At 71.0% G+C, this 25738-nt stretch carries 30 protein-coding genes; 18 read left to right on the top strand and 12 right to left on the bottom strand.

From position 1 onward, the window contains the following. Nucleotides 1-65: 65 nt before the first annotated feature. The 3 genes from G4D85_RS32495 (at nt 66) to G4D85_RS32485 (ending at nt 2315) form a co-directional block, all read left to right on the top strand. Nucleotides 66-1073 carry a zinc-dependent alcohol dehydrogenase family protein gene (locus G4D85_RS32495; protein ID WP_164017934.1) on the top strand — a complete coding sequence of 336 codons (1008 nt, stop codon included), beginning with the start codon at nt 66-68 and terminating at the stop codon, nt 1071-1073. Nucleotides 1074-1175: 102 nt separating this feature from the next. Beyond that, entirely contained in the window at nt 1176-1805 is a 630-nt protein-coding gene (locus G4D85_RS32490) for a DUF1360 domain-containing protein (RefSeq protein WP_164017933.1), read from the top strand. Nucleotides 1806-1976: 171 nt separating this feature from the next. Beyond that, a complete protein-coding gene (locus G4D85_RS32485; protein ID WP_164017995.1) occupies nt 1977-2315 on the top strand; it encodes an HPF/RaiA family ribosome-associated protein in 339 nt (112 codons plus the stop codon). Between the two features lie 735 nt (nt 2316-3050). Here the strand turns inward: G4D85_RS32485 and G4D85_RS32480 are convergent. Beyond that, a complete protein-coding gene (locus G4D85_RS32480) occupies nt 3051-3842 on the bottom strand; it encodes a hypothetical protein (RefSeq protein WP_240359624.1) in 792 nt (263 codons plus the stop codon). A gap of 224 nt (nt 3843-4066) precedes the next feature. Here G4D85_RS32480 and G4D85_RS32475 point away from each other — a divergent pair, with 224 nt between their 5' ends. The 6 genes from G4D85_RS32475 (at nt 4067) to G4D85_RS32450 (ending at nt 9397) form a co-directional block, all read left to right on the top strand. Continuing rightward, complete coding sequence (locus tag G4D85_RS32475; protein WP_164017932.1) at nt 4067-4504, top strand: response regulator; 438 nt, start codon at nt 4067-4069, stop codon at nt 4502-4504. Between the two features lie 172 nt (nt 4505-4676). After that, a complete protein-coding gene (locus tag G4D85_RS32470; RefSeq protein WP_164017931.1) occupies nt 4677-6104 on the top strand; it encodes a sensor histidine kinase in 1428 nt (475 codons plus the stop codon). Then, nucleotides 6101-6865, top strand: coding sequence for a response regulator (locus G4D85_RS32465; protein WP_164017930.1), 765 nt, complete (start codon nt 6101-6103; stop codon nt 6863-6865). The genes G4D85_RS32470 and G4D85_RS32465 overlap by 4 nt, the downstream gene beginning before the upstream one ends. 4 nt (nt 6866-6869) lie before the next feature. Beyond that, the gene (locus G4D85_RS32460) at nt 6870-7613 is read left to right on the top strand and encodes a sensor histidine kinase (RefSeq protein WP_164017929.1); all 744 of its coding nucleotides are present in this window, start codon (nt 6870-6872) and stop codon (nt 7611-7613) included. Then, the gene (locus G4D85_RS32455; protein WP_205525809.1) at nt 7613-7993 is read left to right on the top strand and encodes a response regulator; all 381 of its coding nucleotides are present in this window, start codon (nt 7613-7615) and stop codon (nt 7991-7993) included. The genes G4D85_RS32460 and G4D85_RS32455 overlap by 1 nt, the downstream gene beginning before the upstream one ends. A gap of 18 nt (nt 7994-8011) precedes the next feature. Next, nucleotides 8012-9397 carry an aminopeptidase P family protein gene (locus tag G4D85_RS32450; protein WP_164017927.1) on the top strand — a complete coding sequence of 462 codons (1386 nt, stop codon included), beginning with the start codon at nt 8012-8014 and terminating at the stop codon, nt 9395-9397. On the opposite strand, the gene G4D85_RS32445 is transcribed toward G4D85_RS32450, so the two are convergent. Both G4D85_RS32445 and G4D85_RS32440 read right to left on the bottom strand, forming a co-directional pair. Beyond that, entirely contained in the window at nt 9398-9976 is a 579-nt protein-coding gene (locus G4D85_RS32445) for a carboxypeptidase-like regulatory domain-containing protein (protein WP_164017926.1), read from the bottom strand. It abuts the gene before it with no gap. A gap of 226 nt (nt 9977-10202) precedes the next feature. Next, nucleotides 10203-10712 (bottom strand): nuclear transport factor 2 family protein, encoded by a 510-nt coding sequence (locus tag G4D85_RS32440; protein ID WP_240359622.1) that lies wholly within the window; start codon nt 10710-10712, stop codon nt 10203-10205. Between the two features lie 205 nt (nt 10713-10917). On the opposite strand from G4D85_RS32440, the gene G4D85_RS32435 reads away from it, so the two are divergent. The 3 genes from G4D85_RS32435 (at nt 10918) to G4D85_RS32425 (ending at nt 14709) form a co-directional block, all read left to right on the top strand. After that, nucleotides 10918-12003 carry an aldo/keto reductase gene (locus tag G4D85_RS32435; RefSeq protein ID WP_164017925.1) on the top strand — a complete coding sequence of 362 codons (1086 nt, stop codon included), beginning with the start codon at nt 10918-10920 and terminating at the stop codon, nt 12001-12003. 318 nt (nt 12004-12321) lie between these two features. Further along, nucleotides 12322-14334 carry an AgmX/PglI C-terminal domain-containing protein gene (locus G4D85_RS32430; protein WP_240359621.1) on the top strand — a complete coding sequence of 671 codons (2013 nt, stop codon included), beginning with the start codon at nt 12322-12324 and terminating at the stop codon, nt 14332-14334. A 36-nt stretch (nt 14335-14370) separates the two neighbouring features. Continuing rightward, on the top strand, nt 14371-14709 hold the full coding sequence (locus tag G4D85_RS32425) for a (2Fe-2S) ferredoxin domain-containing protein (RefSeq protein WP_164017924.1): 339 nt from the start codon (nt 14371-14373) through the stop codon (nt 14707-14709). Here the strand turns inward: G4D85_RS32425 and pdxA are convergent. From pdxA to G4D85_RS32400, 5 genes are all read right to left on the bottom strand, one after another. Then, nucleotides 14633-15655 (bottom strand): 4-hydroxythreonine-4-phosphate dehydrogenase PdxA, encoded by a 1023-nt coding sequence (gene pdxA / locus G4D85_RS32420; protein WP_164017923.1) that lies wholly within the window; start codon nt 15653-15655, stop codon nt 14633-14635. The genes G4D85_RS32425 and pdxA overlap by 77 nt on opposite strands. Before the next feature lie 58 nt (nt 15656-15713). Next, nucleotides 15714-16682, bottom strand: a complete 969-nt coding sequence (locus G4D85_RS32415) for a peptidylprolyl isomerase (protein ID WP_205525816.1) — start codon at nt 16680-16682, stop codon at nt 15714-15716. Between the two features lie 61 nt (nt 16683-16743). Continuing rightward, nucleotides 16744-17739 carry a peptidylprolyl isomerase gene (locus G4D85_RS32410; RefSeq protein ID WP_164017921.1) on the bottom strand — a complete coding sequence of 332 codons (996 nt, stop codon included), beginning with the start codon at nt 17737-17739 and terminating at the stop codon, nt 16744-16746. Between the two features lie 74 nt (nt 17740-17813). Continuing rightward, nucleotides 17814-18812: a peptidylprolyl isomerase gene (locus tag G4D85_RS32405; protein ID WP_164017920.1), complete on the bottom strand. Its 999-nt coding sequence runs from the start codon at nt 18810-18812 to the stop codon at nt 17814-17816. 70 nt (nt 18813-18882) lie between these two features. Further along, nucleotides 18883-19902 (bottom strand): alpha/beta fold hydrolase, encoded by a 1020-nt coding sequence (locus G4D85_RS32400; protein WP_164017991.1) that lies wholly within the window; start codon nt 19900-19902, stop codon nt 18883-18885. 174 nt (nt 19903-20076) lie between these two features. Here G4D85_RS32400 and G4D85_RS32395 point away from each other — a divergent pair, with 174 nt between their 5' ends. The 3 genes from G4D85_RS32395 (at nt 20077) to G4D85_RS32385 (ending at nt 21258) form a co-directional block, all read left to right on the top strand. Then, nucleotides 20077-20385 carry a CBS domain-containing protein gene (locus G4D85_RS32395; protein ID WP_240359620.1) on the top strand — a complete coding sequence of 103 codons (309 nt, stop codon included), beginning with the start codon at nt 20077-20079 and terminating at the stop codon, nt 20383-20385. Nucleotides 20386-20464: 79 nt separating this feature from the next. Then, nucleotides 20465-20716: a GIY-YIG nuclease family protein gene (locus tag G4D85_RS32390; RefSeq protein WP_164017990.1), complete on the top strand. Its 252-nt coding sequence runs from the start codon at nt 20465-20467 to the stop codon at nt 20714-20716. A 173-nt stretch (nt 20717-20889) separates the two neighbouring features. Beyond that, nucleotides 20890-21258 (top strand): PKD domain-containing protein, encoded by a 369-nt coding sequence (locus tag G4D85_RS32385; protein WP_164017918.1) that lies wholly within the window; start codon nt 20890-20892, stop codon nt 21256-21258. Between the two features lie 16 nt (nt 21259-21274). Here the strand turns inward: G4D85_RS32385 and G4D85_RS32380 are convergent, their stop codons facing one another. Further along, nucleotides 21275-21586 (bottom strand): hypothetical protein, encoded by a 312-nt coding sequence (locus G4D85_RS32380; protein WP_164017917.1) that lies wholly within the window; start codon nt 21584-21586, stop codon nt 21275-21277. Nucleotides 21587-21673: 87 nt separating this feature from the next. Between G4D85_RS32380 and G4D85_RS32375 the strand changes: the two genes are divergently transcribed. Next, the gene (locus tag G4D85_RS32375) at nt 21674-21955 is read left to right on the top strand and encodes a hypothetical protein (RefSeq protein ID WP_164017916.1); all 282 of its coding nucleotides are present in this window, start codon (nt 21674-21676) and stop codon (nt 21953-21955) included. 22 nt (nt 21956-21977) lie between these two features. Further along, nucleotides 21978-22391, top strand: coding sequence for a hypothetical protein (locus G4D85_RS32370; RefSeq protein WP_164017915.1), 414 nt, complete (start codon nt 21978-21980; stop codon nt 22389-22391). Nucleotides 22392-22398: 7 nt separating this feature from the next. On the opposite strand, the gene G4D85_RS32365 is transcribed toward G4D85_RS32370, so the two are convergent. Next, nucleotides 22399-23091, bottom strand: a complete 693-nt coding sequence (locus tag G4D85_RS32365; RefSeq protein ID WP_164017914.1) for a radical SAM protein — start codon at nt 23089-23091, stop codon at nt 22399-22401. Between the two features lie 159 nt (nt 23092-23250). Beyond that, the gene (nudC, locus tag G4D85_RS32360) at nt 23251-24090 is read right to left on the bottom strand and encodes an NAD(+) diphosphatase (RefSeq protein ID WP_164017913.1); all 840 of its coding nucleotides are present in this window, start codon (nt 24088-24090) and stop codon (nt 23251-23253) included. Between the two features lie 220 nt (nt 24091-24310). Here nudC and G4D85_RS32355 point away from each other — a divergent pair, with 220 nt between their 5' ends. After that, nucleotides 24311-25231 (top strand): LysR family transcriptional regulator, encoded by a 921-nt coding sequence (locus tag G4D85_RS32355; RefSeq protein WP_164017912.1) that lies wholly within the window; start codon nt 24311-24313, stop codon nt 25229-25231. Nucleotides 25232-25296: 65 nt separating this feature from the next. Here G4D85_RS32355 and gloA read toward each other — a convergent pair whose 3' ends face one another. Beyond that, on the bottom strand, nt 25297-25683 hold the full coding sequence (gene gloA, locus G4D85_RS32350; protein ID WP_164017911.1) for a lactoylglutathione lyase: 387 nt from the start codon (nt 25681-25683) through the stop codon (nt 25297-25299). Nucleotides 25684-25738: the final 55 nt, after the last annotated feature.

Here is a 25738-nt window from a genome sequence, read left to right as displayed (position 1 = left end):
GGGCGTGCTTCAGCGCGCCCCGGGCGTCGCCATGTTTTCCTCAGCAGGCGTGAGGAGAGCGGCTCATGGAAGGGAGCATGCGGGCGATGGTGCTGCGAGCACCGGGGCAGCCGCTGCGAGAGGAGTGGCTTCCCCTCCCGCGTCCCGGCCCGGAGGAATTGCTGCTGCGGGTGCGGGCCTGCGCGGTGTGCCGCACGGACCTGCACGTGGTGGACGGCGAGTTGACGCGCCCGAAGCTGCCACTGGTACCGGGCCATGAAATCGTGGCCACGGTGGTGGGCGGAGGCGAGGAGGTGACGGCCTTCCCCGTGGGCACGCGAGTGGGGGTGCCGTGGCTCGGCTGGAGCTGTGGCCAGTGCCGCTTCTGCACGGTGGGGCGGGAGAACCTCTGCAAGCGGGCGCGCTTCACCGGCTATGACCTGGACGGCGGCTATGCGGAGTTCACGGTGGCGCACCAGCGCTTCTGCTTTCCGCTCCCGTCCGGGTACAGCGACGTCCACGCCGCGCCGCTGATGTGCGCGGGGCTCATCGGCTTCCGGAGCCTGCGCATGGCGGGAGACGCCGAGCGGCTGGGCCTCTATGGTTTTGGCGCCGCGGCGCACGTGCTGGTCCAGGTGGCGCTGCGCCAGAAGCGGCGCGTCTTCGCCTTCACCCGGCCAGGAGACGCGGAGGCTCAGCGCTTCGCGAAGTCGCTGGGGGCGGAGTGGGCGGGAGACTCGGACGCGCTGCCGCCGGAGCCGCTGGACGCGGCCATCCTCTTCGCGCCCGTAGGAGCGCTGGTGCCCGCGGCGCTGCGCGCGGTGGACCGGGGCGGAGTGGTGGTGTGCGGCGGCATCCACATGAGTGACATTCCCGCCTTCCCCTACGCGCTGCTCTGGGAGGAGCGGGTGGTGCGCTCGGTGGCGAACCTCACGCGCACGGATGCGCTGGACTTCCTCGCGCTCGCGCCGAGTGTGCCGGTGCGCACGGAGGTGGAGGTGTTCCCCCTGTCCGCCGCGAACGAGGCGCTCACCGCACTGCGAGAGGGGCGCGTGCACGGCGCGGCGGTGCTGGATGTGAATGCGCGGGACTGAGCGCGGACCTCGGGGCGAGGGCCTGTCCGCACGCCTGCCGGTACCTTGGGCGGATGTCGGGGGATGTGCAGTCTTCAGGGCGACACGGAGGCGACCCATCCCATGAAGGCTCCCCAGGAGACCGGCCTGTTCGCCGGCTACGACGAAGCGCACCACCCGCTGGGCTCGTACGCGCTGCTGATGGGCGCGTATGGCGTGTCCGTGGCGGGCTTCCTGGGGTGGTCGTCGCGAGGACGGCGCCAGACGCTGCCAGAGCGGCTGGACCTGGGGGACGTGGTGTTGTTCAGCGTGGCGACGCACTCGATGACGCGGCTGCTGGCGAAGGACCGGGTGACGAGCTTCCTGCGCGCGCCCTTCGTGCGCTTCCAGGAGGACTCGACGGCGGGCGAGGTGGAGGAGGTGTCTCGCGGCGCGGGGATGCAGAAGGCGCTGGGGCAGCTCCTGGGCTGTCCCTTCTGCCTGGGCCCGTGGGTGGCCGCGGGGTTCATGGCGGTGCACGCGGTGGCGCCGCGACAGGCGCGGTGGCTGGGCTCCGTGTTCGCGCTCTCCGCGGCGTCGTCCTTCCTGCACCGCGCCTATGAGTGGCTGGGGGCCGGGCTGCACCGCACTCGCGAGCAGGGACGGGAGCTGAAGGCCCGCACGGACCGTGAGGAGGGCGTGCAGTTCCCCAGCGCCAGTGTCTCGGCGGAAGCGCTGGAGCCGGGCCGCGCGCCCATTCCCGCGCCGAGCTGAGCGGGGCGTTTCGCCCCGCAGGGGCTGCGGCGTTGGGACATTTCGCCGCAAAGCCTGCGGGGGGCAGGCAGGCGCACCGACGGGGTTTCGCGGAGTTGGCGCTGGCCGCGTCCATGCAAGGGAAGAGGGTGCAACCCGATGCCCCGACAGGGGCGCTACCCGAGGCGGACGATGAAGCGAGCGCTGCAGATTACGTATCGCGGGATGACGACGAGCGACGGCTTGAGCGAGCACATCCGCGACCATGCAGACAAGCTGGAGCAGTTCTTCGACGGTATCGTGGGGTGCCACGTGGTGGTGGAGGAGCCGCATCGCCACAAGCAGCACGGCAAGCACTTCCACGTGCGCGTGGACCTGAGCGTGCCGGGGAAGAACATCGTCGCGGCGAGGGACCCGGAGCAGCGCACGGGCCACGAGGACGCCTATCAGGCCGTGACGGACGCCTTCGACGCCGCGAGACGCCAGCTCCAGCACTACGCGGAGACACTGCACGCGCACCATGGACAGTGACTCACGGGCCGGGTCGGTACTTCTGGCCACGCGTGCCCCGGTGACCGGGGCACGCCGTGGCGGAGTCCATCAAGGGCCTTCTGGAGCGGGCGTCGCCGGAGGAGTCGGTGGCGGTGTCGCGGGCGCTGTCGACGCCGGAGGAGTCGGTGGCGGTGTCACCGGAGGTGGAGTCGCGGGAGCGGGAGCCGACGGCGGTGTCGCGGGCGCTTCGGTTCCCGTACCCGGAGGTGGAGGGGCTGGAGTCGGCGCGGGTTCTGAAGGCGTGGAGCTCGGTGGCGGAGGTGAGGAGTCTGGTGCCTCTCCCGGAGGCGGTGGAGCCTCGGCCACGACTTCGCCCTGCGGGGTCACGGCATAGACATAGTACCAGTCGAGAACACGCCCGCGCGGTCCTCCGCACCGGTCGAAGCGTTGGCCCAGGGCTACGTAGTACAGGCCCGGCGTTGGACCGGTGAAGACAGCGACATCCAAGCCCTGCTCGGGGCTGGAGCAGCCCCAGAACAATCCTGGATCCGTGTTGCTTCTCACCAGCTCACGAATGGCCCCCGCCGCGGCGAGTGCGGCACCCGCCTCCATGGGGGACGCGATGGTCTTGAACGATTGCTCATCCTCTGGCCACGCCACCTCGCCCTTCCATGCAGCAGTGGTCCTGGCACATCCAGAGAGCATCACCGCAAGTCCTGCAAGCGCGTACGCCTTGCTCATCACTGTCCTCTCGACCCACGCTCGGCATACGACCTACTCGTCCAGCAGCTTCAGGGTGCCCTCTCTACATTGAGGCGCGGTGGCGCGTGGCGCGAGTCCACCCGGGGCACAGATGCCCAGGGTGACCCAGCGAGCCTGGACATCACTCCACTGCTGGACTTCACCGGTGGGAAAGTAGCGCATGAAGACGCGCCTCCCATCCAGTCGCTCCGCGACCAGGGCCGAGGCTGTTTCGATGGCCGTGCTCTTGTGAATGGCCGGGTGCGGGTTGCCCGGAATCAATCGGACTTCCGTCATGGCGACGTAGGGGTCGAACACGTCGGTAGGCCATGCCCCAAGGTCCTCTGATGATGGAGGCGCGGCACAGGGGTGGTTGTGGATGTACCCCACGACCCAGACCTGGGATGAAGGGTAGTCGTCATCCTTCACCGCGAAGAACGGCCTGCACGACTTCTGTCCCCCACTCACGGGCTCGGACACCCGCCACGACAGGGCGTCACGGTCTCCCGCGACGTACACCGTCGAGCAGTACTCCGTGGACATGCCTGGAATGGGCCGGCGCGTCACCGGGTCACATACCCGGGCGCCGGGGCGCTTGAGGAGCGCATCCGCCACGTCTCGCAGCAGGTCGATGGGGATGGAGGTATCCCCGGTGGGCATCTCCACGGCGGACACCTCTGCCCAGGGCCCTCGGGTGATGGGCGCATCCTGCGAGGTGGTGTGGGGCTGCGGCGCGCTGGCGCACCCCACTCCGAGTGCGAGCACCAGCGTCATCACCGTCTTGCGAGATGCGCTCCCACCTCGCCTGGCTCCCGTCGCGCCCATTCCCACCATTCAAGGTTCCGGTACCGTGCCGGGCAAGCGCACGTCTCCGCTTCTCCCCTCGCCGTAAAAGTCAGCCCGGACACCGCGCGGGGACGCGGGCCCGTGTAGGTCAAGGTGCCCAGTCCCTGGCGTCCCGAGCCCGCCTGCCGGGGAGTGGCCAAGAATCCGCAGCCACCCCCTGACGGAGTGGCCGTGGCGGGCGCTATCGTGCGTGTCCCCACGCAATGAATGCCCAGCGCCTCCAGGTGCTGCTGGTGGACGACGAGGAGCCTGTACTCGCCACCACCGCGGCCGTGCTTTCCGAAGACTTCGACGTCCATCCCGCGCGCGACGCGGGTAAGGCGCTGCGGTTGCTGGCGCTCCACCGCTTCGACGTCCTCTGTACCGACTTCCACATGCCGGGGCGCAACGGCATCGACCTGCTGCGCGAGGCGACGCGGCTGCACCCGCAGCTCGCCGGCGTGCTCGTCACCGGCTACCGCGAGTACCTGGACCGCAAGGACCAGCAGCAGGCCCAGAGCCTCTTCTACCTGGTCCTCAAGCCCTACCAGCCACCGGACCTCATCGCGATGATCCGCCGCGCGGCGGACGCCACCCGCCTCAAGCGGGAGATGAGCCTCATCACCTCCGGCCTTGCCGAGCGCAAGCGGGGCGCCCGATGACGCCATCCCCGCGGGCCAGCGCCACCCCGCTCGAATGGAAGGCAGGACGCGTCCCCCCGCCGTGGAGGCACGCGGGCAGCCGCTCCGGCCTGGCCGCCGGGGGGGCCGCATGCGTCGCCCAGGGCCGCGCGTTGTTGGATGACCCGCCCGAGCACCGGGTGGGAGGCACCTCATGAAGGACTGGCAGGACCCAGATAGCGGCCCGAAGGTGGCGCTCAAGGAGCGGTCGGCGCTGCTCCTGCGCGAGCACCTGCACCGGGTGCGCAGCCACACGGACCGGCTCCTCGCGAAGCTGTCGCTGGCGCAGTGGCCGCTCGCCATCCTGCTCGCGCTGGGCTGGTCGCCCCAGGGCTGGAGCGGGAAGGTGCGCGGCTTCGACCTCGCCTTCTTCGAGACCGCCCTGCTCGTGGGCGCGGTCCTCACCGCCGTCCCCCTGGCGCTGGCCCGCTGGCGTCCGGGCACCGTGGCCACCCGGCACGTCATCGCGGTGTCCCAGGCGCTCTGGTCCGCGCTGTTCATCCACCTGTCGGGCGGCCGCATCGAGACGCACTTCCACGTCTTCGCCTCGCTGGCCCTGCTGTCGCTCTACCGGGACCCGTGGGTGCTCCTGTCCTCGACCACCGCCCTCCTCGTGGACCGTGCGGTGCGGGGCGTGCTGTGGCCGGAGTCCGTCTACGGCGTGCCCCACCCGGAGTGGTGGCGCTTCCTGGAGCATGCCTTCTGGATTGCCGCCTTCAACGGCGTGCTCGTCTACGCCTGCCGGGGCATGTTCCGCGAGCTGCGCGAGGTGGCGGTGCGCCGCGCGGAGCTGGAGCTGGCCCGTGAGCGCGAGGGTGCGAAGGCGCGCGAGCTGGACCGGGCCCTGCGCGAGCTGGGCGGCTTCCAGGAGCACCTCATCCGGGTGGAGAAGCTGGCGGCCGTGGGCCAGCTCGCCGCCAGTGTGGGCCACGAGCTGCGCAACCCGCTGGCCGCCGTGCGCAACGCCCACGCCTACCTGGCGCGGAAGTTGACCCGAGACCCGGCCGGCGCCGCCGAGGACCCACGCGTCCAGCAGTTCATGGGCGTCATGGAGCGCGAGCTGAATGCCTGCGCGAAAATCATCTCCGACCTGCTCGACTTCGCCCGCGAGCGCCCGCCCGCGCTCCAGCCCTGTCCCCTGCGGCCGCTGGTGGACGAGGCGCTCAGCGTGGTGCCCCCGCGCGAGGGCGTCCGCATCGTCAACGGCGTGCCCGAGTCCCTCCCCGTCCCCAACCTGGACAAGGAGCAGTTCCGGCAGGTCCTGGTGAACCTGGTGCAGAACGCGGTGGAGGCCATGCCTTCAGGACGCAACGGGGAGGTTTCAGTGCTGGCGGAAGGCGGGGAGGCCGGGCCCTGGTCCGTCCGGGTGGTGGACGACGGTTCGGGCATACCCCCGGACGTGCTTCCGAAGATTTTCGAGCCTCTCTTCACCACCAAGACACGGGGAACCGGCTTGGGACTGGCCATTGTCGCCAACATGGTGCAACGTCACGGGGGCACAATCTCTGTGCGCAGTGAAGCGGGTCGGGGCAGCGAATTCACCATTCAGCTCCCCGCGTCCGCGGCGGCGCAGGCCGCGTGATGGAGGAAGTGGAAGTGGGCCCCGCTCGCATCCTGCTGGTCGACGACGAGGAGTCGCTCCGCATCACCCTCGCGGCGAACCTGGAGCTGGAGGGACACACCGTCCTGGAGGCCTCGTCCGGCGAGGACGCCCTGCGCGTGCTCAGTGAGCAATCGGTCGACGTCGTCCTCACCGACATCCGCATGCCCGGGCTGCATGGCGTGGAGCTGCTCCGCCGCATCAAGCAGGACCGCCCCGACATGCCCGTGGTGCTGATGACGGCCTTCACGGCGGAGGAGTTGGTGGACGACGCGCTCGCCGAGGGCGCCTTCACCGTGCTCCCCAAGCCCTTCGACGTGGCGCACGCGCTGGACACGGTGCTGCGCGCGGTGCGGGCGCCCCAGGTCCTGGTGGTGGACGACACCGAGCAGGTGGCCCGCGCCATGGTGCGCGCGCTGAGCACGGTGGGGCTGCGCGCGCGGGCTGTGTATAGCGGCGAGGAGGCGCTGGCCTCCCTGCGCTCGGGCGCCTTCGACGTGTGTGTGCTGGACCTGGTGATGCCAGAGATGAGCGGGCCGGAGCTGGTGAAGAAGGTTCGCGAGGCGGACCTCTCCGTGGCCGTGATTGCCGTGTCCGGGCACGTGGTGCCGGAGATGCTGCGGGTGGTGGCGGCCCAGGGCGCGGTGGTGTGCATGACGAAGCCAGTGCCCCTGCGCGAGCTGGTGCAGGCCATCGCCCGGGTGCGAGGCCGGCCGCAGGGCCCCTTCGGCGCGAGGAATTGACGGTATGTCCGGGCGTGGAGATTTGCAGGCACGGGAGCGGTCGGCGGTAGCGGATGTGGTGGCGTCCACGTTGCGCCATGACCTTCGCAACAAGCTCGCCAGCATCCGCAACGCATCCTTCTACCTGATGCGGCAGATGAAGAAGACGGAGGTCTGGACCACGGACCCCCGCGTGGAGACCTTCTTCCAGCTCATCGAGAAGGAGCTGGCGTCCGCCGAGGAGCTGCTCTCCAAGCGCAGCCCGCCCGCCGTGACGGGCCCCAAGCCGCACTGCCACCCCCGCGAGGCGGTGGAGCACGCGCTGGCCGAGGCCCACGTGCCCGAGGGCGTGCGGGTGGTGCGGGATTTGACGGAGAAGTGCGAGGTGGCGCTGGACCGCGAGGAGCTGGCGGTGCTGGTGGGCTGCCTCGTGGACAACGCGGTGGAGGCCATGCCGCGCGGGGGCTCGCTCACCGTGCGCACGAGGGATTTGGAAGACGACGGCGTGTCGCTGCGCGTGGAGGACACGGGCGAGGGCCTGGCGCCGGAGGCGTACTCGCGAGCCTTCGAGCCGTTCTACACGACGAAGCCCGGCCACGCGGGGCTGGGGCTGAGCATCGTCCACCGGGTGGCGCTGCGGCATGGCTGGCAGCTGGACCTGGGGGCGGGCTCCTCGGGAGGCACGTTCGTGGAAGTCGTCTTCAAGGGCCCTGACGTGGGTCCTGGCTCGAGGCCCGTGGGCCGCGAAGTGATTCAGGGGAGCAAGTGATGGAGACGAGCTGGACCTTCGGACGCTGCCTGCTGCTGGTGGAGGACGACCCGTCCAACCGGATGACGCTCGCGGCGCTGCTGGAGGATGCGGGCTTCGCGGTGGTGACGGCCGGCTCCTACTCGGAGGCCGCCAATCTCCTGACCCGGCCGCGCGCCTACGACGCGGTGCTGCTGGACCAGAGCCTGGGTGACGGCTTCGGCACCGGGCTGATTCCGCTGGTGCGCCACCACATGCCGAAGACGAAGGTGGTCTTCGTCACCGGGCACGACGGGAAGATCGACATGCCGGTGGACGCCATCTTCCGCAAGGGCGGCCACTTCGACGACCTGCTGGCCTTCCTCTTCAAGCTGCTCCCCCAGCGTCCGCTGGGCGCCTGAGCCGGAGTCCTCCTCCTCATGCTGCCTGACCTCTCCGAGCGCGCCGCCCTCCTGCGGCGGCGCGAGCTGCTGGCCCACGTCCTGGGAAGCACCCCGGCGGTGCTGGCGTCGAGCCGCCCGCGTCCGCGCAACTACGCGGCGGACCAGTTCCCCTTCCGCGCGGCCAGCCACTTCCTCTACCTTTTCGGGGTGGCGGTGCCGGACGGCCTGGGCTTCTACGACGGCCAGTCGTGGACGCTGTACCTGCCCGAGCCCGGCCCTGACGACGCGCTGTGGGACGGCGCGGTGCCGGGCTTCGCGGAAGTCTCCGAGCGGACGGGCTGCCCGGTGCGCTCGCGCGCGGAGCTGCCGGCGGTGCTGGCCTCGGTGCGCGGGGTGGCCACGCTGCCCACGCCGGACCTGGAGACATGCGCGGACCTGGCGGGGCTGCTCGGCCGCGAGGTGCGGCCCGGGCGGCTGCTCCCGGCGGACGAGCCGCTGGCGGAGGGGATGATTGCGCTGCGCCTGCGGCACGACGCCGCGGCGGTGGCGCAGCTGCGTCGGGCCGCCGAGGCCACCACGCCCGCGCACCTGGCCGGCATGCGCGCGACGCGGCCGGGGCTGCTCGAGGCCGCGGTGCGCGCGGCGATGGAGGCGGAGTTCGTCGCGCGGGACGTGCGCCCGGCATACCAGCCCATCGTCACGGTGCATGGCGAGGTGCTGCACAACCTGAAGTACCACCATGAGCTGCGCGCGGGGGACCTGCTGCTGGCGGACGTCGGTGGCGAGAGCCCGGGTGGCTTCGCGTGCGACGTGACGCGCACGTGGCCGGTGACGGGGCGCTTCAGCACGACGCAGCGCGAGCTGTACGAGGTGGTGCTGCGCGCGCAGAAGGCGAGCATCGCCCTGGTGCGGCCGGGCGTGCGCTACCGCGAGGTGCACCTCGCCGCGCACCGGGAGATGGCGCGCGGGCTGGTGGCACTGGGCATCCTCCGGGGAGACCCGGAGGAGCTGGTGGTGGACGGGCTCACCGCGCTGCTGTTCCCCCATGGCATCGGCCACCTGCTCGGGCTGGACGTGCACGACATGGAGGACCTGGGAGACCGGGCCGGCTATGCGCCGGGCCGCACGCGCGCGAAGGAGTTCGGCCACCGGTACCTGCGGCTGGACAGGGACTTGGAGCCCGGCATGGCGGTGACGATTGAGCCGGGCCTCTACCGCGTGCCCGCCATCCTGGAGGATGCGCGGCTCACCGCGCGCGCGGGCGACAGGCTGAACCGCGAGGTGCTGGCGCGCTATTCGGACGTGCGGGGCATCCGCATCGAGGACGACGTGCTCGTCACGGCGGAGGGCTGCGAGGTGCTGACGGCCGCGATTCCGAAGGAGGCCTCGGAGGTCGAGGCCGTCATGGCGGAGCGGCGGTAGTCACGCCCAGCTTTCTCCCTCCAGCTCGGGGAAGCTGACCTGGCACTGCCCGGGAGTCACCCCGTCCACGCGCGCGTGGCCATTCTTGTTGAGTGTGCCCTCGCGCGTGGAGCCGTCCGGCAGCGTCACCACGTAGCGCGCGTGGGGCACGGGCTGGCCTTCCGCGTCCTTCAGCTCGATGGCGAGCCATGTCGGCTCCTTCACGGGCGCCTCCTGGGGCCGCAGCCATACGGGCTCCGGCCAGGGCGGGGGCGCGAGCACGGGGCGATCCTCCTCCAGTGCCATCAGCTCGCCGTGGAGGAAGGCGTCGGTGAGCCGCTGCTTGAGGCGCTGCTCGTACCGGCCGCGCTCCAGGCCGGACAACCCCAGCGGGGAGCCCCCTCCGAGCGCCTGATACATCGCATACAGCGTGCGCGCGGCGGGTGAAGACAGCCAACCGTCGAGCGCCGAGGTGACGAAGACCTCCGGCACCCGGTTCCTCTCGGACTCTTGCTCACCGAGATTGAGGGATGGAACGACGAGCCAGTCCGCGCCGCGGGCTGGAAGCCTCCACCGGCGCTCACCTTGAATGTGCGGCATGTGAAGCCCCCCGCGCGCGAAGGTGGACACGCGGGAGCGTCGCGGCTCAGGGGCCGTGGCAATCTTGTCAAGCAGACATCGGCTGCGTGCCTCGCGTGTGCGCAGTGGGACGCCGGGCTCGACCCGGCAGGCAGCGTGCGAGTCTAGGGGTGTGCGCCGTGAGACTCAGTTCTCCGCCACGAGGGCCGTGCGCCGCGAGACGGCGGACCTGGACCCGAGGCTGGACTCAGCGCGCCGTGGCCGCGGTGGCAGCGCCGTCCGAGGGGGCCTCGGGCGCGGCCGGGAGGCTGTGGGCGAGGACCATGTGCCACCGTCCCTCGCGCCACTGGCACACGTCCGTGAAGGTCTGCAGGTCCGTCACCTCGGTGCCGTCGGGCAGGCGCACGCGGGCGCGCTGGGTGCCGGTGAGCACTCCGGTGTCCCCGAAGACGTGACCGCGCATGGTGAGCATCTCGATGTCGAGGATGGTGCCGGGAATGGCGGCCACGCTGGAGATGAACGTCTCGAGGTCCGTCTCCACGTCTCCCGCGCCACGGAAGACGAAGTCCTTGCCCAGCAGCTCGCGCAGCCGGGGGCCATTCCGCTCGCGGATGGCCTGGGTGACGGAGTGCTCCAGCTCCAGCAACTCACGGTGGGCGCGGGAAGGCTCGGGGCTCATGTTCGTGGGGCTCCGAAGGGGAGGGTGGCTGCAGGCGCAGGCCGCCAGCACGGCGGTGAGCAGAAGCAGACGGGGCATGCGCCACGTTTCAGCACGTTTCCCGTGGAGGGTGCCAGCAGCACGTCACGTGGGCATCAGTCGTTCCGTAACGAGGTGGCGGCGCCCGTGGCATCCCGTTAGTCCACCGGCCGCTTTTCACCGGACCTCCCGGGCCCGCTCGTGCTCACTCCGTCCCGCTCCTCGCCTTGAAGGCTGGTGTCACCCTGAATTGATGGGAGCACTCATGCCGTTGAACCACTACGTCACCCTGGGCCGCTCCGGCCTGCGCGTCAGCCCGCTCTGCCTGGGGGCGATGACGTTCGGCGAGGACCTGGGCTGGGGCAGCAGCGTCGAGGCGTCCAACGCCATCATGGACCGCTTCGTGGAGCGGGGTGGCAACTTCATCGACACGGCCAACGCGTACACGCGCGGGCACTCGGAGAAAATCATCGGCGACCACCTGGGTCGGCACTCCAGCAAGCGCGAGCGCGTCGTCATTGCCACGAAGTTCGTCGGCAACCTGTTCACCGACGACCCGAACGGCGGCGGCGCGGGCCGCAAGGCGATGATTTCCCAGTGCGAGGAGTCGCTGCGCCGGCTGCAGACGGACCACATCGACCTGTACTGGATGCACATCTGGGACATCCACACGCCCATTGAAGAGACGCTGCGGGCGATGGACGACCTGGTGCGCTCGGGGAAGGTCCGCTACGTGGGCGTCTCGGACCTGCCCGCGTGGAAGGTGGCGCAGGCGCAGGTGACAGCGCACTTCCGGGGCTGGACGCCGCTGGTGGCCTTGCAGGTGGAGTACTCGCTGCTGGAGCGCACGGTGGAAGGCGAGCTGCTGCCCATGGCGCGCGAGCTGGGGCTCGGAGTGACGCCGTGGTCTCCGCTGAAGAGCGGGGTGCTCAGCGGCAAGTACACGCGAGAGAATGCCGGCAAGGTGAAGGCGGACCGCGGCGCGTGGGCGGAGAGCTCGCTGAACGAGAAGACGTACGGCATCATCGACGTGCTCCAGCGCGTGGCGAAGGAGCTGAACACCACCGTGGCGCGCGTATCACTCGCGTGGGTGCAGAGCCGGCCGGGCGTGACGTCCACCATCATCGGGGCGCGGACGCTGGAGCAGCTCGACAACAACCTGGGCGCGCTGGACGTGCAGCTCAAGCCGGAGCACGTGAAGGCGCTGGACGACGCGTCCACGCCGACGCTGAACTTCCCCGCGGCCTTCCTCCAGGGCGCTCCCACGTTCATGCACGGCGGCCTCACGGTGAATGGCGTCGCCGCGCCCGAGTGGCCCATGGCGCCGAAGTCCGACAAGGAGCGCTGGTAGCCCGGCGCTTCGGAAGTCCTCGCGGTAGACGTGCCCCTCCTTCACGCCGTGCCTCTCCACGTGGGACTGCATGGCCCCGGGACTCCGGGTCGGCGTGAAGGAAAAAACCGCTGAGATTCGAAGCGCGATGTCGGCATGCGTGCGAGGCACAGCCCCGACGTGTGCGGGCTCGGTGGAGCAATGGACAGGCGGGCTCCGTCCGCAGGGCAGAGCGTTCGTCCCAGGACACTCGCGAGTGGCGCACCGCCGACCCATCCCTAGCTTGCAGGCCCTGACGCGATCAGGGCCGGACAAATCAGTACGGGCGCGGGAGGGTGTGTGGGCGAGCTTCTGTCAGGGGCCGAGGGGCAGTTCCGGGGGCAGGGGATGGGGACTCCGGGGACGACGAGCCCGGCGGGTGGGGCTCACGGGCCCGTGCCGGGCGTGCCGCTGAGCGTGGAGGATGCGCTCGACGGGGACCTCGACGCGTACCTGGACCGCGAGTTGTTCGTCCATCAGGGGGCGGGCGTGGAGGCGTCCGAGGCGAGTCCCGCCACGACGGCTTCCGGGAGCATGCGCGCGCTGCTCGACCTGGCCGAGCAGGAGTCGCAGTGGCTGAAGACGCTGCCGCCGCCCTCCGTGGACGTGCTCCCCGAGCCCGAGGAGCCCGCGGTCGAGATTCCCGAGTGGATGCGCATGTCGCCGGGCGTGAAGGTGACGACGCGCTTCTCGGAGATGCTCGCGCCCGTGGACCCGGCCTCGGTGCAGGGGCACGCCGAGGCGGCGCACGGGGGCGTGGGCACGGACGCGGCGGGCCTGCCGATGACGCCGTGGAGCGTGCCAGTCTCCGCGCAGCAGGCGAGCGCCACGCCTGCGTATCCGGGCAACCTGTTGCCGGGGATTGCACCGCCGCCGCCCGGAGTGCCGCTGCCTTCGTGGGGGCACCCGCACGCGGCGCCCATGGCGCAGTATCCCCAGCAGTGGGGCATGCCGCTGCCCACGCACGTTGAGCCGAAGCGCGTCGGTATGAAGCCCGGCGCCTTCCTGGGCGCGGCGGCGGTGGGCGCGCTCGCGGCGGGAATGCTCGTGGTCGCGGGCCTGCACTTCCGTGAGCACCTGACGGGCACGGGCACGACCCAGGGCGTGTCGTCCATGGCGGGCACGGCGCAAGCGGGCAGCACCGGCGCGGTGGTGGGCACTGTGCAGGTGGGGAACTCAGGCACGCTGCCGCCAGGCATGGCCGGCGCGGCTCAGTTGGGCAGCACCAGCGCGGTGGCGGGTACGGCGCAGGTGGGCAGCACGGGCGCGCTACCGTCAGGCCTGGCCGGCGTGGCGCAGGCGGGCAGCACCGGCATGAACGGTGAGGCACAGGTCGGCACCGGCGCACTGTTGCCGTCGGGTGGAGTTGGCGTGGCTCAGCTCGGTGGCGCAGGTACGGGGGTGCCCTCGGGAGTGAACGGGGAGGCGCAGGCTGGCGGCATCGCAGGCCCCGCCGGTATCCCCGGCGCCGCGCAGGCCGGCCAGCCGTTGGTGACGGGGGCGCAGGGCCAGCCACAGCCCGGAGCCCCGGGTGCCGGTACGTCGGCCGCGCAGCAGGCCGCGGCCTCGGTCTCGGGCACCGTGCTCTCCACTGCGCAGGGTGACGTGCAGGGTGCGGCGAACGGTCTGCGCGCGCAGCAGCCCACGACGGGGCCGATGAGCGGTTCCGCCGTGGGAGGGACCACCCTCACCAGTGGTCAGCCCGCCACGGTGGCGCTCCGCATGCCCTCCGCGCGCAAGGTGGCCGCGAAGACGGTCGTGGCCTCGCGCCCCGCCGACACCGAAGAGGAAGCCGAGGACCAGGACTCCAGCGAGCACAACTTCAACGAGTCCGAGTCCTCCGCTGCCGACGAGGAGTCCATCACCGCCGAGGCCGCCGAAGCAGAGGAGGCCGAGGAGCAGCAGTCGGAGCTGGACGAGGACTTCGCGCGGGAGCTCGGCTTCACGGAGGACGCGGAGCAGAAGGCCGCGAAGCCCGCGGTCCCCGAGCGCACCGTCTACATCCCGCCCGCGCCCGATGCGAAGGAGCACCTCACGCCCGAAGACGTGAAGGCCGTGGTGGTGACGAACCAGCCCGCCATCACCGCGTGCATCCGTCAGCACGCGAAGGGCACGCCAGTGGAGGGAGGCGGTCGCTTCCTGGTGCGCTGGTCCGTGCTCCCGAGCGGTGACACCTCCAGCGTCTCCATGGACACGGACACGCTCAAGGCCACCTCGCTCGCGCACTGCATCGAGGACGTGGTCCGCCGCTGGAAGTTCCCGGCCCACCAGGTCCGCATGGCGGAGCCCATCCGCTTCCCGTTCGTCTTCTAGGCGCACGGACGAGCCCGCGCCTATCCTTCCCGGGCCATGCCGCAGCACGGAACGCCACCCCCCGAGCCCGGACAGGAACCGGAGCCCACGGAGCTGCACGTCTGCCACCGCTGCCTGGTGCGCCTGGACGCGAGCGCCGGAGGCGTGGACCTGCCGCGCCGGCTCAAGGAGGCGCTCCGTGCGCGGGGCCTCGCCGGCAGCACGCGGGTGATTTCCGCGGACTGCCTGGGCTACTGCCCGAAGGGACGCGTCAGCGTGCTGGTGCTCCCGGACGGAGGCACCGGCGCGCACGTCCAGCTCATCGACCCCGAGAAGGACGGCGAGGACCTGGCCGAGCACCTCGCGCGCCTGCCCGCGCCAACTGCGCCGCCTTGAGCAGCGCCTCCACCATGGGCACGCAGCTCGCCTCACCCTTGCCCGCAATCGCGTACGCCGTCCCGTGGTCCGGAGACGTGCGCGGCACCGGCAGCCCCAGCGTCACATTCACGGTGCGTTCGAAGTCCAGCGCCTTGGCCGGGATGAGCCCCTGGTCGTGGTACATGGCCAGCACCACGTCGTAGCGCTCCGCAATCCCATCCGGCCGGGCGAACAGGCCATCCGCCGGAATGGGCCCGCTCGCGTCCACCTTCGCCGCGCGCGCCCTGCGGATGGCGGGGCCAATCACCTCCACCTCTTCCCGCCCCAGCAGCCCGCCCTCGCCCGCGTGCGGGTTGAGCCCCAGCACGGCGATGCGCGGGCGGCGGCCCACCACCGGCTCCAGGCTGCGCGACAGCAGCTTGAGCTGCGCGACAAGTCCCTCCACGGTGAGCAGCGTCGGCAGCTCGGAGATGGACACGTGGTTGGTGGCCAGCGCCACGCGCACGCGGGGCCCGTCCATCATCATCAACACGTCCACGCCGAAGGCCTCGGCCAGCACCTCCGTGTGGCCCATGAAGGGGATGCCCGCGCGCGAAATCTGCTCCTTCGACACTGGCGCCGTGCACAGCGCGTCCACGTGTCCCGCGCGCATGGCTTCAATCGCCGCCGTCACGTATGCGTACTGCGCCCGGCCTCCCGCGCGAGACGGCTTGCCCGGCACGCGGTCCTTCTCCGCCAGCCGTGTCACCTCCACCAGGGTGGGGCCGTCCACGCGGCCCAGGGCCTCGGGGGCCACGCGCGCGTAGCGGCGGAAGACGGGGAAGCGCTCCAGGGTGGGCCCGTCCCCGAACACCACGGGGACGAGCGCCTTGCGCAAGGTGGGGAGCGCCAGGGCCGCGGCCGTCACCTCCGGCCCGATGCCCGACACGTCACCCAGGGAGATGCCGACGAGAGGAGGACTCACGGCGGCGCAGCATCCCCCCATCCCCTTCCCAACGGAAGGGGAGCGAGGTGGGCTACGACTACAGCTTCACTTCGACGTTGGCCTTCTGGCGCAGCTCGGCGACGTACTGCTCCAGGAACTTGTCCGTCCGCTCCTGGTACAGCTTCGCCTCCAGCTTCGGGCGCATCTCCTCGTACGAGGTGGCCGCCACCGAGCGCTTCTCCTCCACCTTCAGCACGTGCCAGCCGAAGTTGGTGCGCACCGGCTCGCTGACCTCGCCCTCCTTGAGGGTGAAGGCCACCTTCTCGAAGGCCGGCACCATGACGCCGCGCTTGAACCAGCCCAGCTCGCCGCCCTCGGCCGCGCTGGAGCCCTCGCTGCGCGCGCGGGCCAGGGCGGAGAAGTCCATGCCCGGCCGCCGCGCCTCCACGGCGATGGCCTCCGCCTTCTTGCGCGCGGCCTCCACCTGCTCCGGCGTGGCCTTGGGGTCCACCTGCACCAGGATGTGGCGGGCGAAGACCTCCGAGTCCCCGGTCTCCATGCGCGCGTACTGCGCATAGGCGGCCTTCACGTCCTCCTCGGTGACTTTCACCTTGGGGCCAATCTTCACGCGCAGCAGCCTGTCCCTCAGGATGCGCTTGCGCAGCATGTCCCGGTAGGCGGCCATGGTGAGGCCCTCGCCCTTCAGGAGCTCCTCGAACTGCGACGGGTCGGTGATGTTGTTCTGCTGGCGCACGTCGGCGACCAGCTCATCCACCTCGGCCTCGGTGGCGGTGATGCCCAGCTGGGCAATCTCCGCCTCCATCAGCTTCTCGCCGATGAGCGTGTCCAGCGCCGTCTTCATCAGCAGCACCCGCTGCTCGGCGCGCTTCTTGGGGTCCGGCACGTTGATGCGCGACAGCTCCGGGGCCACGCGCTGCTGCACCTCGGACAGCGCGATGATGTCGCGGTTCACCACCGCGGCCACCCTGTCCACCAACTCCGCGCGTGCCGCCGTGCCGCCCCCGAGGAGCGCCGTCGCCGCGATGACCGCCACCAGCTTCTTCATCTCGAACATCCTTCCGAGCTCCACCGGGCCCGTCCAACCACCGTCCCGGCCTCGCATTCCGTCACTTCGCCGCCTGCTGCGGCGCCGGCTTCCCACGGATGGCCTGCAGGGTGGCCTCGTTCACCTGGACCAGCGCCTTCTCGCGCAGCTCCTTCTCGAACGCCTCCTGCGCCTCCGTCCGCTTCTTCTCCAAAAGCTTCGCCTCCACCAGCTGCCGCACCTCGGCGAACTCCCGCTTGCGTGCCGGCTTGCGCTCCAGCACGCGGAACAGGTGGAAGCCGTACTCGGTGGACACCACATCCGAAACCTGCCCCACGGGGAGCCTGAATACCACCTCGTCGAAGGCCGGGGGCATCTGCCCGCGGGGGAAGAAGCCGAGGTCCCCGCCCACCTTGCCGTCCGCGCTGAGGGAATACCGGCGCGCCAGGTCCGCGAACTTCTTGCCCGTCTTGAGCTGGGCCTGGAGCTTCCGGGCCTCGTCCAGCCCCTTCACGACAATCTGCGCCGCGTGGACCTGCTCGGCCTCGTTGAAGTCCGCCTCGTTGGCGGCGTACCAGGCGCGCAGCTCCTCCTCCGTCACCGCCACGCGCGAGTAGACATGGCTGGCGAACAGCTTCTCAATCGTCAGCCGGCTCGCCTCCCGCGCGCGCAGCTCGGCCATGGAGAGCTGTCCCTGGGCCAGCACCTCGTTGAAGTTGCCCGCGGGGTAGTCGCCGGACAGCCGCAGCACGCCCCGGTCCACCTCCTCGGCGGTGACGGAGATGTTGTTCTTCCGCGCCGCCTGGAGCAGCAGCATCCGGTGGATGTACGTGTCCAGGAGCGTCCGCTTGAAGGGCTCCACCTCTTCCGGCGTGCGCTGGGGGGCCTCGGTGGAGGCCAGCTCGCGCCACAGCTCCTGCTCGAAGTCCGCGCGGCCCAGCACCTCGCCATTCACCGTGGCGACCACCGAGGCGTCGGGGTCCTCCTTCGGGGGCTTGTTGCAGGCGGCGCCCAGGCCCAGGACGAGGACTCCCAGGGCGAGTGGGATGATGGGCGCGCGGGTGGGATGAAGACGCATGCTGGGGTGCCTCGGGAAAGGGAGGGGGCGACTCCCGTAGGTGGTGTCTGCTCCCCCGGGTGGCAAGCGGGCAATCATGGCGCCGGCACCGTGCCGGGCAGGGGGCCCGTGGGCTTCTGCATGGGCGCCGCGACGTCCAGCGGTACCCGCGCGAGCGCGTCCGGGTCCACCGACAGCGACAGCCGCTGCTCCACGCCGGCCAGGTACTCGGCCCAGGCGCGCGAGCGCTTCTCGCCCTCCAGGCGCACGCGCAGCTCCTCGCGCACGTCGTCCAGGGCCAGGTTCAGCGCGGGCCGGCGCGCGCGCAGCTTCAGCAGGTGCAGGCCGGCGTCCGTCTGCACCACGTCGCTCAGCGTGCCCTCGTCCGCCAGCGTCCGGGCCGCGGCCGTCACCTCCGGGCCGTACGTGTGGGCCAGGGCGTCCTCGGTGAGGAAGCGCAAATCCCCATCCAGCGGCGCCGAGCGAGGCTCCTCACTGTGCTCCCGCGCCAGCGCGCCGAAGCCCGCGAAGTCCGTCGCCGGCAGGGCCTTCGCGCGCGCCAGCAGCGCCTCCGCCCGCTTCCGCGCGTCCGCCACCCGGGCCGCTTCCGCGCGGGGCGCGGTGAGGAAGACATGGGACACGCGCACGGCCTCGGGCCGCACGAAGTCGTCACGGCGCGCGGCGTAGGCGGCCTCCAGCTCCGCGTCGCTGACGAGGACGGGGGCCTCCTCCAACTGCGCGCGCATCAGCCGGCCCACCAGGGCGCGCTTCGTGGCCTCCACCACCTCCGGGTCGTCCTGCAGGCCCCGGGCGAGCGCGTCGCGCACCAGCAAGTCGAAGCGGGCCATGGACTGCACGTACTCGCGACGGGCCTGGGGCTCGACGTAGCGCTCGCGCAGGGCGGGGCTCATCTCCCCGAGGCGCCGGGCCAGCTCCTCCGCCGTCACCGAGTCGCCACTCCAGCGGGCCACCGCCTGGCCCCCTGCCTGCCGGGTGTGGCGCAGGTCGAGCCTCGCGTGCCCCTCGGCGGGGGCCCGCTCGCACGCGGCGGTACACAGCAGGGTGAGGGTGAGGAGACGGGCGGGAACGGACATGCGCAGGGGCTTCCGGGTAGCACGGCGTGGGGGCCCGGACAACCCGGGGCCCCGGGCGCTGTGCGCCGGCTCACGACCGGGTCGCGTGCGCGGAGAGAAACGCCTCCACCAGGGGGAAGATTTCGTCCGGCGCCCGGCGGCCGAGGATGAGGTCGGCGTGCCCGTAGTCCGCCCCGAAGCCATGGGCCCGGCCGGCGACGAGGAACTTCACCGGCCCGCCCAGGGCCTCCTTCGCGCGCGCCACCGACATGGGCGGGGCGAGCAAGTCCTTGCTGCCGGCCAGCAGCAGGAAGGGGATGCGCACGCGGGACAGGGACTCGCGGTAGTCGAAGCCCCCGTCATAGGAGGTGAAGCGGTTGGTGGAAATCCAACGGGCGAACTGGCGCCCCACGCCGCCGGAGACATTGGCCGGCACGTTGGCGAGCGCCTTGCGCACCACGTCCGTCTCCATGTTCTCCGCCAGCATCATGTACCGGCTGAGCGGCCCCGGCGGCGCTCCGAAGAGGGCCAGGCTCGTCACCCGCCCGGTGGGGATGACCTTCAGTTGGAGAATGGGCTCCACCTTCTGGATGAAGGTGCGCAGCCCCGGCTGCACCGCGAAGGTGAACGGGCTGCCCAGCACGGCCGCCGCGCGCACCGGGGCCTCGGGGTTCTTCGCCAGGTGCGCGTAGAGGGTCAACCCGCCCTTGGAATGACCGACCCAGAGCACTTCCTTCGCACCTGTGGACAAGACGGTTCGCACCGCGGTGCGAACGTCATGTTCCGCCTGGTCATCAAAATTGAAGTCCGCGCAGTCGCCCGCCAGCCCCCGGCCGCGCAGCTCCAGCACCCACGCCTCGAAGCCCGCCCGGGCCAGGTAGCGCGCCATGCTGTACTGCTCGTCGAAGTCCAGGTGGAAGCGGTTGGCGCCCAGCCCGTGGCAGAGGATGACGGGCTCCGCGAAGCGCCGTTCTCCTCTGGGGTGGTAGCGGCCCATGGCGATGGCGGCGCCGTCGTCCGTGGGTACCCGATAGAGCTCGTCTGGCCGGAAGCTCAGCGTCAGCAGGCCCTCCTTGCCGCGGGACATCGTCCGCGAAAAGAGGTCCGCCATCCGTCCCAGCCGAGCCACCTGTCTGCGTGTCACCCAACCAGTCTAAGCCCGTCCGCTGCGCGCCGCTCTGTTCAATGGCCATCCTTGCCTACCCCGGCAGGGCTGTTGCAGGGAGATGTGCGTGTGATGGCGGGAGGACGCTGGATGAGGCAAAACCGGGCTTTCAAGGAAGCGTTGTCATCCTTCATCGCCACCGTTTTTCCCACAGACACCCTCCTGCGTGCCCTTCGGGAGATGGAGCGGCACCAGGTGCGGATGCTGGGAGTGGTGGGTGAGGGGGGAGGGCTGCTGGGGCTGGTGAGTGAGGCGCACATCCTCGCGGCGTGGCAGGTGGATCCGCTGGCTTCGGTCTCCGAGGTCATGGCGCGGGTGAAACCCCCGCCCAGGGAGCGGCCCCGGCTGCGGCTGTTGAAGTTCCAATTGAGACTGCCCCGGCTGCGGCGGAAGGAGCGTGCTCCGCCGGCGCCCGTGGGGCGGGAGTGAGGCGGCCGGCCGGCGGTGGCGGTACAGTGCCGCCGCCGTGTCGGACGAAACACACGAAACACCTCTCTGGACTGTCTACATGCTGCGGTGTCGCGACGGCTCGCTGTACACCGGCGCCACCAACAACCTGGAGCGCCGGCTGGCCACCCACGGCCGGGGAAGAGGGGCCGCCTACACGCGCGCCCGCCTGCCCGTCACCCTGGTGTGGAGCGAGCCCGTGGGGGACCGTGGCGCGGCCCTGCGCCGTGAGGCCGCCATCAAACGCCTGTCCCGGGGCGACAAGCTGCTGCTGGTAGCGGCCCGCCGGACGCCCGCACGCCGCCGGAAGTGAGGCCGCGAGACGTCCGCTCTGCGACTGGCGAGCGGGGATGACGGACAGTGGTGGACCTTTCGGCGCGCCGTGTGACTTCCATCATGGAATCCACGACTTTTCCGGAACGGGGGGCGATACCCCGAGGTCCCCCGACGCGTTAGTCTGGAGCCATCCTTCGCAGGGGGAAGTCCATGTCTCGGTCGTCTTCGGGATTCGTCGTGGCGTTGGTGCTGAGCGCCTTCGGCCTCGGGTGCCATGTCAATCTGCCGCCGGAAGTCACGGTGGGGCCACGCCCCAATCCGCTCGTCATCGGTCCAGGAGGCCAGGTCGTCCTCGAGTTGGAGGTCGCCGACCCGGACGGGGACAAGATTGAGTACGAGTGGACGCAGATTCCGCCCGAGCCCGCGGGCCGCTTCAGCGACAAGCACGCGCGCAACCCCACCTGGACGGCGCCGGACATCGGCGAGACGACGACGTTCAACATCGCCGTCACGGTGACGGACAACGAGGGCGGCGGCGTGCTGGGCACCTCGCCCACGTTGGTGGTGCGGGTGAACTAGCCCCGGCCGGGTGACGTCAGGCGGTGGCGCCAGGGGTGGCGGGAGGCGTCTGCTCCGCCTGCTCCCGGGCGCGGCGGCTGGCGCGGCGGACGAAGAGGATGCCCAGCACGAGCAGGACGAGGCCGCCGATGCCCGCGCCGATGGCCTGGTACGTGAGCAGGGAGCTGGTGGACCGCCGGATGACCTCCGGCAGGTTGCACATCGTCTGCGTGGCGAAGGGCGTCTCGTTGTACCAGCCGAGGAAGGCGGGCCCCATCCACGAGGCGACGACGATGCCCAGCAGGGCTCCCGCGAGGACGAAGTTGAGCAGCGTCTTGGCGGTGTTCATGGCAGGCACCTCGGCGGGTTGACGTCGGGCCGTGCTTAATATGCGCACGGTGCGACCGCCAGGGGTGGAACGTGTTAAGGGAGGGGCGTGCCGCTGCTTCCGCTCGCCATCCTGTTCGGTCTCATCGCGCTGGTGTGCGCCGCCATCCTGTTGATCCACGCCTTCCGTCGGAGCGTGGGCACGGGCGTCATGGTGCTGCTCATCCCCTGCTACGTGCTGTTCTACGCCTTCAGCCAGTTCGAGCACCCGCGCAAGGGCCTCATCGTCGCCGGCTTCATGGCCAGCACGGTGCTGGCGGCGGTGTTCCTGGGGCTGGGCGCGCACGGGCTGAGCGAGCTGTCCTCCCCCGTCCCGCCGCCGGGCTTCTGAGGCAAAAGCCTCCGTGACGCCCATGGCCACCGGGGCCCGCTGCGCCAGCCACCCGGACGTGGCGGCGGTGGCCACGTGTGTGCGCTGTGGCAGCTTCCTGTGCGGTGACTGCACGGAGCTGGTGGGTGAGTCCCCCTACTGCGCGCCCTGCGTGGCGGTGCTGCGGCGGGACGCGAAGCCGTCGCGGGTGGTGCAGGTGGCGCTGGGGCTCAACGTGCTGGGGCTGGTGTGCCTGCCGTGCTCGCTGGCGCTGCCCCTGCCCACGTTGGTGGCCGGGCTGGCCGGGGTGGTGCTGGCCGGGCGCGAATTGCGGCGCATCCGCCGGGGCCTGGGCGCCGAGCGCGGGCGCATGCAGGCCCGGGTGGTGCTCTCGCTGGGCGGGCTGAACCTGGGGCTGTCCGTCTCGTGGCTGGTGATGCTGCGGCTGAGCCAGTGAGCGGACGTCACACGCCGCGCGCGTTCGGGTCCCAGAGGTACTTGTGCATCTGGAGCTGGAAGCGGACGGGGAGCCTGTCCTCGATGATCCACTCGGCGAGCTCGCGCGGGTGGAGCTTGTCGAAGACGGTGGAGAAGACGATGCCGTAGGGCTTCTGGAGCAGGCGGTGCTCGGCGATGAGCGCCTTGGACCAGTCGTAGTCCTCACGCGAGCCGATGACGAACTTCAGCTCGTCGTTGGCGTTCATCGACGTGAAGTTGCGGTAGTCGTTGCGCGAGTGCTCACCCGAGGAGGGCGCCTTCATGTCGACGATTTTGTGCACGGCCGGAGGCACGAGCCGCACGTCGATGGAGCCGCTGGTCTCCAGGAGCACCTTGAGGCCGGCGTCGAGCAGGCTCTGCATCAGGGGATAGACGCCGGGCTGGAGGAGGGGCTCGCCGCCGGTGACTTCCACGCTGGGGGTGTTGAGGGCCTTTATCTCGGCGACGATGTCGGCGTTCTTCCGGCGTGCGCCGCCGTGGAAGGAGAACTCGCTGTCGCACCAGGTGCAGCGCAGGTGGCAGCCGGTGAGGCGGATGAAGGCGCAGAGCAGGCCGGCGTGGGAGGACTCGCCCTGGACGGAGAGGTAGATCTCCTTCACCACCACGGAGTCGGCGGTGGGGACGAGGCGGGGCTCGATGTGCGGGCGCGCGGCGGGCATGGCTTCTTCGTCCGGCTTCTGGGTGCGGAGGGGAGGGGCGCTTCAATCCCACTGTGGCCGTGAAATCAAGCGCTGACCCCGAAGACGGACCGTAACGCCCTGGCTGACGCCCGGCATTCCCCTGGCGGGCGAGCGGGCGGGCCCTCTGGAGGTGGCCTGCTACGAGGGGGCCGGGGTGGAGCCCTTCACGCGCTCGACGAAGGCGTCGATGAGCCGGCGGGCGATGCTGATGCGCGGGGGGATGCGCGGCAGGTTGTCGGGGGTGAACCAGTGGGCCTCGGCGATTTCCTTGGGGTCCACGACGATGTCGCCCCCGGCGTACTCGGCGGTGAAGCCCACCATGAGCGAGCGCCCGAAGGGCCACGGCTGCGAGCCGAAGTAGCGGATGTTCTTCACCTCGATGCCGACCTCTTCCTTCACCTCGCGGGCGACGCACTCCTCCAGCGTCTCGCCGGGGTCCACGAAGCCGGCGAGGGTGCTGAACATGGGCTCGGGGAAGGTGGCGTTGCGGCCGAGGAGCATCGTGTCGCCGCGGGTGACGAGGACGATGATGGCGGGGGCGATGCGCGGGTAGAAGGGCGTGTGGTCCACGGGGCAGCGGCGGGCGCGCTCTCCGGGGACGAGCTGGGTGGGGCTGCCGCAGCGGCCGCAGAAGCGGTGGGTGAGGTCCCACTCGACGATGGAGAGCGAGCGGCCCACCACGGCGAAGCGGGCATCGTCCACGCGCCGGAAGAGCGAGCGCGCGGGGACCTTCTTGTAGCCCTCGGGGAGGGTGACGTCCTCGGGGAGGGCGGCGGCGTAGCAGTCCTGCCCGTCGAGGGTGCCGAGGTAGTGGGCCCCGGTGGCGAGCTCGGGGAAGGTGGCGCAGGTGGGGAGGGAGACGGTGTCCTCGTGCTCCTGGACGAGCAGGTCCATGCCTTTGGCGAGGAAGAGGAGGGCGCCGTCGCGGGGACGGTCTGGAGGCTCGTGGCCGGGGACGAAGTGCGGGACGGTGCTCACGGAGGGCACCTTAACGGGCGCGGGGCCCGGGTGCAGGTGTCGAGTGCGCGGGGGCGTCCCGGGCTTCACGGTGGCGACGTGGGTGCCAGTGACGAGGGGCGCTTCCCGAAGCGGGAGTCGAAGGGGCGGGCCCACCGTCACCGCTTCTTGAATGCGTCAGGAGACGTGGCTTGAACAGGTGTCAGGCATGCACGACATTCGTGCTCCAGGAGCACGAGTCATGGCGAGCCGGGACCGCTTCGAGGCGCTGAGGACATTCGTGGAGGTGGCGCGGGCGGGCAGCATCGCCGGGGCGGCGCGTGCGCTGCGGCGGGCGCCCTCGGTGGTGAGCCGCGAGCTGGCGGCGCTGGAGGCGCGGCTGGGCACGGAGCTGGTGCAGCGCACCACGCGACGGCTGCAGCTCACGGCGGCGGGCGAGCGCTACCTCGGGCACGCGCGAGGCATCCTCGACGCGCTCGACGAGGCGGAGCGGGACCTGGCCGAGCAGGGGGTGCCGCGAGGCACGCTCCGGGTGTCCGCCCCGGTGCTCTTCGGTCAGCACGTCCTGGTGCCGTGGGTGGACGCATTCCTCCGCGCGAATCCCGCGGTGAGCCTGGAGCTGGTGCTGGAGGACGCGATGGTGGACCTGCTGGAGGGCGGCGTGGACGTGGCGCTGCGAATCGCTCCCCGGCTGGAGCCAGGCGCGCTGGTGATGCGCCGCCTGGGGATGCAGCCCTACGTGCTGTGCGCGAGCCCCGCCTACCTGCGCGAGCAGGGAACGCTTCGCAAGCCGAGGGACCTCTCCGGCCACGAGGTGTTGCTGCCACAGCGAGGCCCGGCGGCACGGCCGCTGGAGTTGATGCACGGGGGACGGACGCAGGAGGTGCGCCCACCGAAGAGCCGCTTCCGGTGCAACAGCCTGCCGGCAATCCACGGGGCCGCGCTCGCGGGAATGGGCATCGCGGTGCTGCCGGAGTACCTCGTGGCGAAGGAGCTGGAGTCCGGAGCGCTGGTGCGGGTGCTGGCACCGTTTCGTCCCGCGCCGCGCTTCATCTCCGCGCTGTACCTGCGCCGCACCGCGATGCCCGCACACGTGCGCGCGTTCCTGGACTTCATCGCAGCTCGTGCGGCGGAACGGTTCCCGGCGACGGAGGAGCGGTGAGCCGTGGCTGAGGACTCCTGGGCCCTGGACCCCGCCTGGCGGGGCCCCGCTGCAACGAATCGTCCCTACGAGCCCTGCTGAATCAGCTCCACGCGGTACCCATCCGGGTCCTCGACGAAGGCAATCACCGTGGTGCCATGCTTCATCGGCCCCGGCTCGCGAACCACCTTGCCACCGGCCTGACGAATCGCCTCGCACGTCGCACGGATGTCGCTCACTCCCAGCGCCACGTGCCCGTACGCCGTGCCCAGCTCGTACTTCTCGACGCCCCAGTTGTGGGTCAGCTCCAGCGCGGGGTGGGTGTCCTCGGGCCCGAAGCCCACGAACGCCAGGGTGAACTTTCCGTCCGGGTAGTCATGGCGGCGCAGCAGCTTCATCCCGATGACCCGGGTGTAGAAGTCGAGCGACTTCTCCAGGTCGCCAACGCGGAGCATGGTGTGCAGGATTCTCATGCGCGCTTCATAACGCCCCAGGAGCACCGCGTCTCGGCACTCCGGGGCTCTTCGT

Origin of the sequence: Pyxidicoccus trucidator, from assembly GCF_010894435.1 — a bacterium.
GTDB classification, from domain to species: Bacteria; Myxococcota; Myxococcia; order Myxococcales; family Myxococcaceae; genus Myxococcus; species Myxococcus trucidator.
This window is presented reverse-complemented; position numbering and strand designations above follow the sequence as displayed.